The 13806-nt window shown below is 63.9% G+C and carries 13 protein-coding genes and 1 tRNA gene; 1 reads left to right on the forward strand and 13 read right to left on the reverse strand.

The genetic code is table 11. The annotated features are described in order from the left end of the window. A partial coding sequence (locus ACFFUC_RS13425; protein WP_236549664.1) for a GTP-binding protein occupies positions 1-83 on the reverse strand: 83 nt, incomplete at its 3' end. A 201-nt stretch (positions 84-284) separates the two neighbouring features. Here ACFFUC_RS13425 and ACFFUC_RS13430 point away from each other — a divergent pair. Next, entirely contained in the window at positions 285-1304 is a 1020-nt protein-coding gene (locus tag ACFFUC_RS13430; protein ID WP_377687010.1) for a tellurite resistance TerB family protein, read from the forward strand. Here ACFFUC_RS13430 and dinB read toward each other — a convergent pair. The 12 genes from dinB to ACFFUC_RS13490 all read right to left on the reverse strand — a co-directional run bounded on the left by dinB (position 1295) and on the right by ACFFUC_RS13490 (position 13639). Then, positions 1295-2401 carry a DNA polymerase IV gene (dinB, locus tag ACFFUC_RS13435; protein ID WP_377687012.1) on the reverse strand — a complete coding sequence of 369 codons (1107 nt, stop codon included), beginning with the start codon at positions 2399-2401 and terminating at the stop codon, positions 1295-1297. The genes ACFFUC_RS13430 and dinB overlap by 10 nt on opposite strands. After that, a complete protein-coding gene (gene ygfZ, locus ACFFUC_RS13440; protein WP_377687014.1) occupies positions 2398-3132 on the reverse strand; it encodes a CAF17-like 4Fe-4S cluster assembly/insertion protein YgfZ in 735 nt (244 codons plus the stop codon). The genes dinB and ygfZ overlap by 4 nt, the downstream gene beginning before the upstream one ends. A 7-nt stretch (positions 3133-3139) precedes the next feature. Beyond that, positions 3140-4876 (reverse strand): ABC transporter ATP-binding protein, encoded by a 1737-nt coding sequence (locus ACFFUC_RS13445; protein WP_377687016.1) that lies wholly within the window; start codon positions 4874-4876, stop codon positions 3140-3142. Between the two features lie 224 nt (positions 4877-5100). Further along, positions 5101-5176: transfer RNA gene (locus tag ACFFUC_RS13450), tRNA-Lys, on the reverse strand. Between the two features lie 175 nt (positions 5177-5351). Beyond that, complete coding sequence (locus ACFFUC_RS13455) at positions 5352-5753, reverse strand: hypothetical protein (RefSeq protein ID WP_377687018.1); 402 nt, start codon at positions 5751-5753, stop codon at positions 5352-5354. Between the two features lie 35 nt (positions 5754-5788). Continuing rightward, positions 5789-6739 (reverse strand): molybdopterin-dependent oxidoreductase, encoded by a 951-nt coding sequence (locus ACFFUC_RS13460; protein WP_377687020.1) that lies wholly within the window; start codon positions 6737-6739, stop codon positions 5789-5791. A gap of 606 nt (positions 6740-7345) precedes the next feature. Further along, on the reverse strand, positions 7346-7843 hold the full coding sequence (locus ACFFUC_RS13465) for an Ivy family c-type lysozyme inhibitor (RefSeq protein ID WP_377687022.1): 498 nt from the start codon (positions 7841-7843) through the stop codon (positions 7346-7348). 172 nt (positions 7844-8015) lie between these two features. Beyond that, positions 8016-9626, reverse strand: coding sequence for an FGGY-family carbohydrate kinase (locus ACFFUC_RS13470; RefSeq protein ID WP_377687024.1), 1611 nt, complete (start codon positions 9624-9626; stop codon positions 8016-8018). A 72-nt stretch (positions 9627-9698) separates the two neighbouring features. After that, positions 9699-10427 (reverse strand): SDR family oxidoreductase, encoded by a 729-nt coding sequence (locus ACFFUC_RS13475; protein ID WP_377687026.1) that lies wholly within the window; start codon positions 10425-10427, stop codon positions 9699-9701. A gap of 27 nt (positions 10428-10454) precedes the next feature. Next, positions 10455-11699, reverse strand: coding sequence for a sugar ABC transporter permease (locus ACFFUC_RS13480; protein WP_377687027.1), 1245 nt, complete (start codon positions 11697-11699; stop codon positions 10455-10457). Beyond that, on the reverse strand, positions 11696-12514 hold the full coding sequence (locus ACFFUC_RS13485) for an ATP-binding cassette domain-containing protein (RefSeq protein ID WP_377687030.1): 819 nt from the start codon (positions 12512-12514) through the stop codon (positions 11696-11698). Before ACFFUC_RS13485 ends, ACFFUC_RS13480 begins: the two co-directional genes overlap by 4 nt. A 75-nt stretch (positions 12515-12589) precedes the next feature. Beyond that, complete coding sequence (locus ACFFUC_RS13490) at positions 12590-13639, reverse strand: ABC transporter substrate-binding protein (protein ID WP_377687032.1); 1050 nt, start codon at positions 13637-13639, stop codon at positions 12590-12592. Between the last annotated feature and the right edge of the window lie 167 nt (positions 13640-13806).

The following is a 13806-nucleotide window of genomic DNA, read 5'->3' on the forward strand; positions in this document are numbered from 1 at the left end:
AGCGTCGTCTTGCCGTGGTCAACGTGGCCGATCGTGCCGATGTTGACGTGCGGTTTGTTCCGTTCAAACTTTGCCTTTGCCATCATGGCCTCCTGTCGAGGGGACCCTGCGCACGGTGGTCCCATGAATCATCCGCCGCGATTTATAGTCGCCGCCAGAAAAAATCAAGGGTCGGCATGCCTCCGCCACACCAAGGAGCGAGGCGGGAACCGCTTGGGCCAGCTCACGTTCTGCTTGCAGGAACGGAGCCCGCTTTTCGGGCCCCGCCCATCAGGGAGAAGACCATGAGCCTCGTTAAGACATTGGCCCGCGTTGCAGCGGGCGTCATGATCGCCAAAGGGGTCGGCGCGGTCATGCGCAACAGCCAAAACAATGCCCGCGATGCAAACGCTTCGGGCGGCAGTTCGCGCCAAACCGGCGGCGGGATTCTCGGCGACCTGTTGCAAAAGAGAGGCAGTTCCGGCCGCAGCCCCTCGCAGGGGGGCGGCTTGGGTGATCTTCTGGGCGGGATTCTCGGTGGCCAGTCCGGCGGCCAGTCCTCGGGTCAGGCCGCCAATCGCGGGGCCGGAAGCGGCCAGCGTTACGGCGGTCCGCGCAGCGCGGGTGCAAGCGGCGGTTTGGGCGGGCTTTTCGACCAGATCACGGGTCAGGTCACCGGCCGCACCGGAAGCGCAACCGGCACCACCAGCCGGAGCGGCACGACCCAGGCCGGCGCGGGTGGCGGGCTCGGCGATCTTTTGGGCGGTCTGGGCAACGCGGCGGCAGCGGGCGGCCTCGGCGGTCTTCTGGGCGGCCTGCTTGGCGGACGCGGTGCGCAGCAAAGCCAGCAGCCTGCCGACGACGGGCTGGCCTATCGCGACTCCCAGCCCAGCAATGACGCAAGCTTCGGCGAGGTCTTCAACGACAGCCTCTCGACCGGAGCAGAACCCGCCGTCGCCCCCACTCCCGAACAGAATGCGGTTGCGGGACTTTTGCTCAAGGCGATGATTCAGGCCGCCAAATCGGACGGCAAGATCGACGATAGCGAAAAGCAGCGCCTGCTGGCGGAAATGGGCGATCTCGACGATGCCGAGCGCGGTTTCATCCGCGAGCAAATGGCCGCCCCCGTCGACCCCGAGGCCCTCGCCCGCGAGACGCCGCAGGGTCTTGCGCCGCAGGTCTATCTGATGTCGCTCATGGCCATCGATTTCGACAACGAAGCCGAAGCGCGCTATCTCCATGCGCTGGCGCAGGCGCTCAAGCTCGACCAGACCCAAATCAACCAGATCCATCAGGAAGTGGGCGTGCAGAACCTCTATTCCTGATCGAACAGCCCCAATTGGCGCGGCGCCCCTTCGTCGGGTGCCGCGCTTTCCAGCCCCGAAAGCGTGATGCCCAGCAGACGCACGCCGCGCGGATCGGCAAAGACCGGCGCGAGCAGATCTCCGGCCAAAGCCAGCAATTCGGCAGGCCCTTCGACCGGACGCGGCAGGGATTTCGCGCGGGTGATCTGGCGGAAATCGCCGTATTTCACCTTTACCGTCACAGTTTTGCCGCGGCTTTTCGTTTTTTCGGCATGGGCCCAAACCTTGTCGGCCAAAGGCCGCAACTCGGCCCGCGCCAGTTCAAGATCGCGCAGATCGCTCATGAAGGTATTCTCGGCACCGATGGATTTGCGGATGCGGTCGGGCCTGACCTCGCGGTTGTCGATACCGCGCGCGATGTTCCAGTAATGGGTGCCGGACTTCCCGAAACGCGCGGTCAGGAATTCTTGCGACTGGCGGCGCAGATCGGCGCCGTTGCGGATGCCATGCTCTTCCATCCGCGCGGCCGTCGCGGGGCCGATGCCGTGGAATTTGCCGATCGGCAGGCTGGCCACGAAATCCGCGCCCGCCTCGGGCGGGATCACGAAAAGCCCGTCGGGCTTGCGCTGGTCCGAGGCCATTTTGGCCAGAAACTTGTTGTAGCTCACTCCCGCCGAGGCGGTCAGCGCCGTCACCTCGCGGATCTTGGCGCGGATCTCCTGGGCGATGCGGGTGGCGGTGCGCCCCTCGAGATGGTCGGTCACATCGAGATAGGCCTCGTCCAGCGACAAAGGTTCGATCTGCGGGGTATATTCGGCGAAAATCGCGCGGATTTGCTGGCTGACGCTGCGGTATACGTCGAAACGCGGCCGCACGAAGACCAGCGCGGGACAAAGCCTCAGCGCGCGGCTGGAGGGAATGGCCGAGCGCACGCCGAAGACACGCGCCTCGTAGCTGGCGGCTGCAACTACGCCGCGCTCGATCCCGCCGACCGCCACCGGCTTGCCGCGCAGCTCCGGATTGTCGCGCTGCTCGACCGAGGCATAGAAGGCATCCATGTCGATATGGATGATCCGGCGGATGGGCACGGGCGCCTCGCCGGATCCTTCGGTGCTCATGGCAGGATGCGGGCCTCGCCGGCGCGAAGCCCCTCGCCCATGCGGTCGAAGCGCATATAGGCGATCGCGCGGCCGCCCGAGCGGGTGAAGAGCGTGCCCGCCTCGCGGCCGTCCGCCATCAGGATCGGCGTGCCCGCGGGGGCCTCGCCTTCGATGCCCACCGAGATCAGCCCTTTGCGCAGCTCGGTCTTGTGCTTCATCCGCGCCGTCACTTCCTGCCCGACATAGCAGCCCTTGCGGAAATCGACGCCGTTCAGGCGGTCGAATCCGGCCTCGAGGATGAAGGTCTCGTTGGGGATCAGCTCGACCAGAGTCTCGGGGATGACACGGGCCACGCGGATCGCGTCGAAATCGCTGCCGTCATCGCCGCCCTTCTCGCCATAAAGCCGCCAACCAAGCGCTGCATCGCGCGGATCGGTGATCGCGCCTTCGGGCATATCGCCCGTTCCACGTGCAACATCGAGGCCGCTATCCGCGAGTTCGACCTTCGAGCGCAGCTTGTACATCGACAGGCGGCGCATCAGGTCGTCGGCCAGACGGGCATCGACATCGATCAAAAGCGCCTCGGTCCCGTCGGGCAGGACATGCGGCACGATCAGGAAATCGGCCAGATATTTGCCTTGGGGCGTCAGCATTGCCGCCCAGACCGGCGCACGGGCCACGTCATTGCTGACCAGCCCTTGCAGAAACTCGACCCTGTCCGGTCCGGCGACCGAAATGATGCGTCGCATGGTGATCTCACTTTCCGAATTGCAGCCGGACAAGCGCGGCATAGGCGCCGCCCTTTTCCATCAACTGGTCATGGGTGCCCTCTTCGACAACCCTGCCCGCCTCGATCACGACAATCTTGTCGGCCTGACGGATGGTGGACAAGCGATGCGCGATCACAAGCGTGGTACGCCCCGCCGAAAGTGTATCGAGTGCCTGCTGCACCAGCCGCTCCGAGGCCGCATCCAGCGCCGAGGTCGCCTCGTCCAGAAGCAGGATCGGTGCGTCGCGCAGAATGGCGCGGGCGATGGCGATGCGCTGACGCTGGCCACCCGAAAGCGCCGAGCCCCGCGGGCCGGCGGGCGTATCCAGCCCCTGCGGCAGCACATCGACGAAATCGACGACATGGGCGGCCGAGATCGCGCGACGCACCGCGGCCTCTTCGGCAACCTGTCCCAAAAGGATATTCTCGCGCAGGGTCTCGTCGAAAAGTGCGGCATCCTGCGACACGGTCGAAAACTGGTCGCGCAACACAGGCAAGGCGTAGTCGCTCACCGGCAGACCGCCCAGAAGCACCTGCCCCGAGGCCGGATCGACCATGCGCGTCAGCAGGTTGAAAACCGTCGATTTCCCCGCCCCCGAAGGCCCGACCAACGCCGTGGTCTTGCCGGCTTCGGCGGTAAAGCTCAGGCCCTGCAGCACAGGATGGCCGTCATAGGCAAGGCGCACGTCGCGCAGCTCGATCTCGGTCGAGGCCGGAGGCTCGATCCGCGCGCCCGAGACGATCGCGGGCCTCATATCGAGGATTTCGTAGATCCGCTCGAGCGAGGCCGCCGCCGTCTGCCATGTCCCCGCAAGCCCGCCCAAGCGGCGCAGCGGCTGGAAGGCCAGCGCAATCGCGGTGAAAAAGGACATGAAGTCGCCGATCGAGCGCGTGCCCTCGGTCACTTCGGTCCCGCCAAGCGCCAGCACGCCGACAAAGCCGAGGCCGGTGATGATGTCGACCAAAGCGGGAATGACCGCCCCCATCGCCGCCATTTTGATCTGGCCCTTGCGGATCGAATCGACGATCCGGCCAAAGCGCTCGGACTGGTAATCCTCCATCCGGTTGAGCTTGACCGCATTGATGCCGTGGATAACCTCGTCGATCCGCGTCGTGCGCAGGCTGGCTATCTGGCGGTTCTGGCGCATTTTGCGCCGGATGTAGCGCTGCACCAGCATCATCGGCGTGACCAGAAGCGGCACGCCCACCAAAGCGGTCAGCGTCCACATCGGGTCGATTGCCAAAGCCACCGCGAAAAGCGCCACCAGCGAAACGATGTCGCGCCCCATCCCCGAAATGAAGGTCTGCCAGACGCCTTGTACCGCTTGACTGTCGCCCTGGACCCGCTCGATCAGCGCGCCGGGGGGATTGGCCTGAAAGAAGCTCCCGTCCAGCGTCATGATATGGCGCAGAAGGTCCTTCTGGATATGGCTCGAGACCGACAGCGAGACCGAGGTCATCAAGCTGCGGTTGAGCACATAAGTCACCGCGCGGATCACGAAAAGCGAGAAGATCGCGCCGCCCACCCACCAGATCGCATCGGTATTTCCGCCGACGAAAACATGGTCGAACAAGGGCTTGAGCAGCCAGCTCAGCATCCCGAGCGTCGAGCCCTCGATAATCAGCAGGATCAGCGCGAAACCGATCGGCGCCCAGTAGGGACGCAGATAATCCGCCCACATCCGGCCGAATAGCCCCGCCCTGCGCTTTGCCTTGCTCTGCATCCTGATCCTTGCCGGTGGTTGTTCCTGCCCTCAGGGATACTGGTCACGGCTGCAAGGAGCAAGAAGCCTCGCCGCGCGGCGCGATGGCGCCCGAACGCAGTGGCAAGCGGTGTGCCGATGATTGACTTGGGGGATCCTGCCGAACAGCCTTCGCCGGCCCGCTCTAGACGCGCAAACGCCTCGAAGGCGCTTTATCGCAAGAGGTTATCTTCGCAGGAAAAATATGGTGAGCCCAACAGGATTCGAACCTGTGACCCACTGATTAAAAGTCAGTTGCTCTACCAACTGAGCTATGGGCCCACATATGAGAAGTGTTGACTAGGGACATCCGTCCGAGGGGTCAAGGCGAAAAGCGCAGATTTTTTACAGATTTTTAACGTTTTGCGCGAAAAAGTTCCGCTCCGGCATCAGGCACGCAGCTTGACCACTTTGGACCGGCAATCGCCGCCATGCCTTGCAACCGCCAAGCGCGGCGCTACTTCAGCCCGCGCAGATTGGTCAGATATTCGACGATCTTCGGCGCGTCGGCCTCGTCGATACGGGCATGATCGGCCCAGCCCATCTTGTCCACGACCTCCCTCCACTGCGCCTCGTGGACTTCGGGCTGATAGAGCAGATGGTCGGCGGAATGGCAGGCGAGACAGGTGTAATTGGTCTCGTCCGTGCCGTCGCCGCCCTCGGGCATCACCCCGTCGCTCAGCGGCAATTCGAAATGCACGGTCGTCAGTGACTGGATCTTGTCCGTATCCCCTCCGACCGGCGCAGCGGCGGGCGCGCCCTCGGCTGGGGTCGGGGTCGGCGCGGGTGCGCCTTGGGCAAAAGCGGAACCGGCACCCGCCAGAAGAACCGCCATCGTGGCGAAAATACGAAGCGCCATCATTTCACCTTTCAGCAGAGTTTCCGGATCAGAAATTACACAACATCGAGTGTCCGCGTCTCGACCGAGCTCCACATATAGCCTGCCGGATTCCATGTGCGTTGCATCGGCTGGGCCACGCCATCGAGGTTGGTACAGCGCAGCATCACCCCCGCCGGCCCCTTGGTGTCGAAGGTCACATTCGCGCTCCAGCCTCGGAAACTATATTTGCCGTAATCCGCGCCCAAACGCGCCGGACGCCAGCTTTTGCCGCCGTCGAGCGAGTAATCGACCGACTTCACCCCCGCATCACCGCCAAGGGCAATTCCGCGCAACTCGATGGGCTTGCCAGAAGCGACCTGCGCCCCGTCCTGAAGATTGGTCACGATCGAGCGCGGAAAGATCGCGGTGACCTTTTCCAGCTGGAAACCCTCGCGCACGCCCGCCCCCACCGAGGCAAAGGGCTCGGTCGGCACATGGTAGCCCCTCGCGGTCCAATAGGTGTCGTCGGGCTTGGTCAGGACCTCGATATCGCTGAGCATCTTGATCCAATAGACCGAGCTCCAGCCCGGAACGATCAGACGCAAGGGGAAACCGTTGAGATAGGGAATCTCCTCGTCATTCATGCCGAAAGCGATCATCACCTCGCCGTCGCGGGCATGATCGAGGTCGAGCGAGGCGATGAATTGCGGTGCCTCGGGGAAGATCGCCTGATCGAGTCCGGCAAAGCGAACCTGCACCGAGCCCGCCTTGGTCCCCGCCCCATCGAGCACGTCGCGCAGACGCACGCCGGCCCAGCGCGCATTGCCCATCGCGCCATTGCCCCATTGCGGCCCCAGCACGCGTGGCTGGAAATAGCTGCGCCCCGAACCCGCGCAGAGGCAGACGGCCGCAATCTCGACCCGTTCGTAATCCTTGAGGATATTGTCGACCGTCAGGCTGAGCGGCGTCTCCACATTGTCGCGGATCGCAAGGCGGAAACTGCCCACGTCGATATCTTCGGGCAAAGTCGCCCAGTGCCAGCTGACGAAAAAGCGGTTGTTTGGGGGTGAAAACGCCCTGATCGAAGACCCTGGGCGGCGTCTCGAGCCAAGGCGGCGAGGTGCGCTGGAGGATCATCCGCCCCTTCTGGGGATAGGCGGTGGTAAAGGGACGCGCCTCGGGGCCGCCCGCGATACCGGTGTGATAAAGATCTCCAGCCACCCCATCCGCCGCATTCTGTGCCAGAACCTTGCCGGCCAGGAGAGAAGCCGAGGCCCCAGCGATGTCGCCGCGTCGTGAAATGCCTATGAAAACCAATCATGTAAGGCTACCGTTTGCAGAAAGCTGCGTCGCGCCATGTCAGACATTTAATATATAAATGCAGCCATGGTTCCGTCGGTCACGCAAGCATCCGGACGCGAAATCCCTGTCGGAAAATCACCCTCTGCACCGTTTCGGGCAAAGCTGCCGCCGAATTGGGCAACGCGAAAACCGGCGGTTGAAAAGCGCCGGCTTCCACTCATCGTCCGATATCGCAAAATGGCCGAAACGGGACTTGAAGGTACTGCCTTGGTCGCGGGCCGGTACCTGCCGCACACTCGATTGTGACAGCCGCGCCCCTGCGACGCGGCCTATTCCTCGGTCTCGGGAAGGTAGCGGAAGTCCTGCGGATGGTTGGTCACGCTGCCGCTCAGGGTCGCGTAGAGCAGGCTCTTGCCGTCGATCCCTTCCGGCCCGCCGCCGATATTGAGCCAGGTGAGCGCCTCGGTCCCTGCCTCGTCGTCGCTGGTCGCGATTACGCCATACATGACGCCTTTTCCCTCGTCATATAGCACCGCCATGCGATGGGGGCCGCAGAGATGCTCTTCGCAGGCCGACATCGCGAGGTAGTCGCGCCCGCCGAAGCTGACCCGATCACCCGGCGAGGTGACCGCTTTGTCATGGATCCATTCGGGGATCTCGCTTTCGCCCACCATGGTCGCGAAAGCCGCAGCCATCCGCATATCCGTGCGCAGATCGGCCAGCGAAGGCGCGACCTGAGGCGCGTTTTCTTGTGCCGCGGCGGGGAAAGCCATCGGCAGAAAATAGGCGATCGCCACAGCGGCGGCGGCGAGATATCTGAAAAGCATTGCGGGCCTCGTCATCCTGTTGGGGATTTCGCCAGCCGCTTTGCCGGAAACCGGTGCGACTGCGGGCGGAGGCTATTCCCGCGTCCAAAGACGGGCAAACGAACTTGCCGTGATGTCGATCCGCCCGTCGGCGGCGCGAAGACAGGGGCCCCGCGCCGCTCTTATGGCAGGCTCAGCTATAGGCGCGCAGCGCGCGGCCGGCCTGCTGCAATGCCTCGAATCCGGCGAAACGGCAGGCGTGGAGCGCGGCGGTTTCGGGCGTGGGCGTATAGCTTTGCCGGATACGCGTCATGGCCTTCATCGCTCCGGTCATGTCGGGGTGACGGCCCGAGGCCACACCCGCGAGAATGGCCGAGCCGAGCAGGACCGGCTCTTCGGCCTCGGTCGCGACCAGCGGCAGGCCCGCCGCATCGGCGAGGATCTGGCGCGTCAACTCATGCGCGCCCGCCCCGCCCGAGATCACCACCTGTTTGACCACAGCGCCGTTTTTCGCTTGGGTTTCAATGATCTGACGCAGGCCGTAGCCGATGGCCGCGACTCCCGCGACATAAAGCGCGATCAGGCTGTCGAGGTCACGCTCCATCCCGAGGCCGGCAATGACGGCGCGGGCATGGGGGTCGGCGAAGGGCGCGCGGTTGCCGAGAAATTCCGGCACGACATGGATCTCGCCCACCAGAGAAATCGCATCCGAGGCCGTGGTCTTTTCCAATGCGCGATCAGCCAGCCAGACCGGCAGCGGCAGACCGGCCTTTGCGGCCTCGGCTGCCGCTTCGGCGGTGGCGGGATGGAAGGCCACGAGCTGGTCGATGGCCGCACCAGCAGCGGACTGGCCGCCCTCGTTGAGCCACATATCGGGGACCATCGCCTCGAAATAGGGCCCCCAGACACCCGGCACAAAGACCGGATTTTGCGTCGTGGTCATGGTGCAGGAAGACGTCCCGAAGACATAGGCGAGGCTGTCGGTCGGAGAGCCCTCGGCCCCCACGGTACCCACGCCGCCCGCATGAGCGTCGATCAGACCGGCACCGACCGCCGTTCCCGCGACCAGCCCCAGATCCGATGCCGCCTTCGTGGTCAGACCTTCGGCAAGGCGGGTGCCCGGCTCGACGATTTCTGTGCCGATGCGCGTGAAGCCCTCATCCGCCAAGGCGCCCAGCCCGATCTGGCGGAAATAGCTGTCGTCCCAACGGCGCTCATGCGCGAGATAGGTCCATTTGCAGGTCACGGTACAGGTCGAGCGCGCAAGGCTGCCCGAGGCGCGCCATGTCAGGTAATCGGCCAGATCGAAGAACTGCCATGCGGCGGCAAAGGTCTCGGGCTTGTTCTCGGCGAGCCACAAAAGCTTGGGCGTTTCCATCTCGGGCGAGATGACACCGCCGACATATTTCAGGACGTCATGGCCTTGGGCATTGATGCGCTCGGCCTGGCCGATGGCGCGGTGGTCCATCCAGACGATGATGTTGCGCTCGGGATCATCCGAGGGGCCGACGGCCAGCGGCGCACCGGCTTCATCGACCACGACCAGCGAACAGGTCGCATCGAAGCTGATGCCCGCGACGTCCTCGGGGGCGATATGGGCCGCTTCAACTGCGCCTTTGACGGAATGGCAGACGGCCTCCCAGATCTGGTTGCCCGATTGCTCGACCACCGAACCGGCCTCGCGCCACATGGTGATATCGGCCTTGGCGACGCCGAGCATCCGGCCGGCAAGGTCGAAGACCCCCGCGCGGGCGCTGCCCGTACCGACATCAACGCCAATCAGATATGTGCCGCTCTTGCTCATGCGGGGGGCCTTTCGACAGATGGAAAGTCGCCCTCTTTGTCGGGGAGGAGACAAAGAGGGCAGCGCGCGACCTTAGAGGTCGACGCTATTGGGAAGGATCACCAGATCCCGGATCACGACATTGCGCGGGCGCGACAGCATGAAAACCACGCAATCGGCGACTTCTTTGGGCTGCATCAGCGAACCGTTGGCGAGCGCCTCGTCCATCTTGGCCTGCGGCCAATCATCCAGAAGCGCGGTCACGACCGGACCCGGCAGAACCGCACCGACGCGCACGCCATGTTCGGACACCTGACGGCGCACGGTATGGGTGAAAGCCTGCACCGCATGTTTCGAGGCGGTATAGATCGGCTCCCAGATCACCGGCACCACGCCCGCGACCGAAGAGGTCATCAGGATGTCGCCGGATTTCTGTTCGATCATGTGGCCGAGCACGGCATGGACCGAACGGAAGGCCGCATTGATGTTGAGGTTGAGCATGCGGTCCCAGGCGTCGGGATCGCCTTCGACCAGCGGGCCGCCGATATAGGCACCGGCATTGGCGTGGAAAATGTCCAGGCCGCCCGCAACCGATTTGATACCGTCGAGCATGGTCGCCACGCTTTTGGGGTCCATCAGGTCGATGACCAGCGGGAAGGCATTCGGGCCCAGCTCGTCGCAAAGCGCGCGCAGACGGTCCTCGGCGCGGTCGATCAGCACGACTTTCGCGCCGGCCTCCAGCATGGCCTTGGCGCAGGCCAGACCGATACCCGAAGCCGCACCGGTAATCGCGGCGACTTTGCCTTTGAGTTCTTCAGCCATTTCTCAAGCTCCTGAGTGCGGCGCGCCTTAGGCGCGCCCGTGGCTCACGCGCGACTGACGCGCAAGCGAATCGACGATGACCGCGATGGCCAGAACCGCGCCGGTGATCATGTAGCGCAGCGAGGACGACAGGTTCAGCAGCGTGAGCCCGTTCGAGATCGCCTGGATGACGATGATGCCCAAAAGCGCGGAATAGGCGCTGCCGCGACCGCCAAACAGGCTGGTGCCGCCGATCACGGCTGCCGCGATCGCGTTCAGGTTCACGTCACCCGTACCGGCCTGCTGGCTCGACGAGGCCAGACGCGAGGCCGACAACACGCCGCCAAGCGCCGCAAGGCTCGAACACAGCACGAAGGCCGACATGTAGATGCCCTTGACGTTGATGCCTGCGCGGCGCGCGGCTTCGCGGTTGCCACCGACGGCAAACATCGAGCGGCCCCATTTGGTGCGGGTCAGCGCATATTGCAGTGCCAGCACGAGCAGGACGAAAAAGCCGAACATATAGGGCACGCCGCGGCCGAGGTTCAGATACCAGACGGCGAATTCCAGACCGATGGTGATGGCAGCCGCCTTGATCAGCAGGATCGAAGACGGACGCGCGGTCAGGCCGGCAGCAACGCGGCGACGCGCGACCGAAAGGCCCGAAAGCACGATCACCACGCCCGGCAACAGCGCCAGCAAATGCGAGAGCCATGCCGGCATGATCAGGATCTGGCCGAACTTCACCAAAGGCGAGGCATAGGGCAGGTTGATCGAGCCGGTCGGCCCGAGAATGTAAAGCTGCATGCCGAGAATGGCGAGCAAGCCGGACAGCGAGATGATGAAGCTCGGCATCCCGATCTTGTTGAACAGGAACGAGTAGATCATCCCCACGGCAGCACCGGCAAGGATGGCGAAAAAGATCGCCGCGGCGACCGGCCAGCCCATGTTGATCCAGACGACACCGACAACGGCGGCGGCGAAACCGCTGACCGAACCGGCCGAAAGGTCGATCTCGCCCAAAAGCAGGACGCAGACGATGCCGAGCGAGATCACCCCCACCGTCGCGCAATCGAACAGCAGGTTCACAAGGTTGTTCGGCGCCAGAAACACCGGATTGAGGCTGGTGAAGACGACCGAGATCACGACCAGACCGATGACCACCGGCAGAACGCCGAGATCACCCGCTTTGACGCGATCGAAAAAGGCGCGGATCGCGCCGCCGATCGTATCGTCGTGGCGCACGCGCTCGTCGCTGCGGTCCAGCGCAGAAGGTTTGGTGTTCTGGCTCATGCGCCTTGCTCCTGTGTCGAGGCCTCGGCGGCCTTGCGTTCCTGACGGCGCGAAACCGAGTTTTCGCTGGCGCCGGTGATGGCGGCGACCAGTTCGTGATTGCTCGAATCGGGGGTGAAAATGCCGTTGTTCTTGCCGAGGCGCAGAACGACGATCCGGTCCGCGACGGCGCGAACGTCTTCCATGTTATGCGAGATGATGATGACGCCCAGACCACGGTCGCGGACACGCTCGATCAGGTTGAGAACCTCGGCGGTCTGCGCGACGCCCAAAGCGGCGGTCGGCTCGTCCAGCATGATGATCTTGGGATTGAGCAGCAGCGAACGCGCGATCGCGACGGTCTGGCGCTGGCCGCCCGACAACGAGGCGACGGGTTCGCGCACCGAAGGGATGCGGGCCGCAAGCTCTTTGAGAAGGGTCCATGCGCGAACCTCCATCTGCACCTCGTCGAGACGCAGCGGGTTCAGCTCGTGGCCCAGAAACAGGTTCGAGACAACATCGAGGTTCTCGCACAGCGCGAGATCCTGAAACACGGTCGCAATTCCCATGTTCAGCGCGGCACCGGGATCGGCAAGCGAGACTTCCTTGCCCTGAAACTCGATCGTGCCAGAGCTCGGCTGGTGGACACCCGCCAAAACCTTGACCAGCGTGGATTTGCCCGCGCCGTTGTCGCCCACAAGGGCGACGACTTCGCCCGCATGGATATCGAGGTCGATATCGGTCAGGGCGGAAACGGCCCCGAATTTCTTGGTGACGCCTCTCAGGCTCAGAATGCGCTCGCCCCGTGCCGGAGGTGCGGAAGAAATATCGGACATACCGTTTGCGCCTGTTTTGAAATGAAAGCGCCACCCGACCGGAAAACTCTGGTCGGGTGGCGTGATATCAGAGGGTTACTGGATCAGACCCAGCGTCTTGCAGCCCTCGGCATATTCGCCGGTGCAGACTTCGTCCGTGGTCTGGATGCCTTTGTCGAAGATCTCGGCTTTGATGTTCTCGGCCGTGATGACCGCCGGAACGAACAGTTCGGACGGGGTGTTGTACAGCGTCGCCTTGGCTTCCGGCGTCTCGCCCTTCAGGAACTGGACGGTGATGTTGGCCGCAGCCGCCGCCACGATTTCCGAAGGCTTCGAGATGGTGTTGTACTGGTCGCCCGCGATGATCAGCTGCAGCGCCGCAATGGTCGCGTCGTTGCCGGTGACCGGCGGAACCGGGTTCACGCCTGCCGCCTTGAAGGCCGCAACCGCACCGCCGCCGGTGCCGTCATTGGCGGCAACCACGCCTTTGATCTCGTCGCCGAAGCGCGTGATCTGGCCTGCAGCCCATTCCTGCGCTTTCGGCGGAGCCCACTGGGGCGTGTCGAATTCCGCGAGCGTCTTGTAGCCCGAGGTCTCGAGACCCTTGTGAATGCCGTCACGGATCAGGCCGGCCGCCGCATCGGTGGGCGAGCCGTTGATCTGCAGAACGCCCGCGCCTTCCGCAACGCCCGATGCTTTCATATGCGCGACCAGCGATTCCGCGATCGCCTTGCCGATGCCTTCGTTGTCGAAGGAGACGTAGAAGTCTGCCGGCGTGTCCGGAATCGGGCGGTCATAGGCGATAACCTTGACACCCTGCGACTGTGCCAGCGTCACCAGACCGCCTGCCGCTGCCGAATCGACCGGATCGAGCACGATGACTTTCGCGCCCTGCGTGATCACCGAGTTGAACTGCTGCTGCTGCAGGGCGACATCGCCGTTGGCGTTTTGATAGATGACCGTGCAATCGGCACAGAGCTTTTCCATCTCGGCCTTGAAGCCGGGGAAATCGTGTTCTTCATAGCGGGTCGATGCCTGGTCGGGCATAAGGAAAGCGACGGTCGCCGCTTCTTGCGCCATCGCGCCCGTTGCAAAGGCCGCCGAGAGGATAGCGGCGCCCGCCATCATCGTTGCTTTGAGTTTCATCCGTGTTTCCTCCACCAAATTGTCTCCGACATCCGTTGACCGGATATGTCCTCGTCTCTGCGCCGCCACGGCCGGCCTGCGGTCTGTGCCGCAATGCTTCGGTGCCGCGACGACAATTGTCGCCCTTCAAGCCCGTGACGGCCCTCGGGTTGCGGCTTCGAGCCCTC

Source organism: Paracoccus cavernae, assembly GCF_042430175.1.
GTDB classification, from domain to species: Bacteria; Pseudomonadota; Alphaproteobacteria; order Rhodobacterales; family Rhodobacteraceae; genus Paracoccus; species Paracoccus cavernae.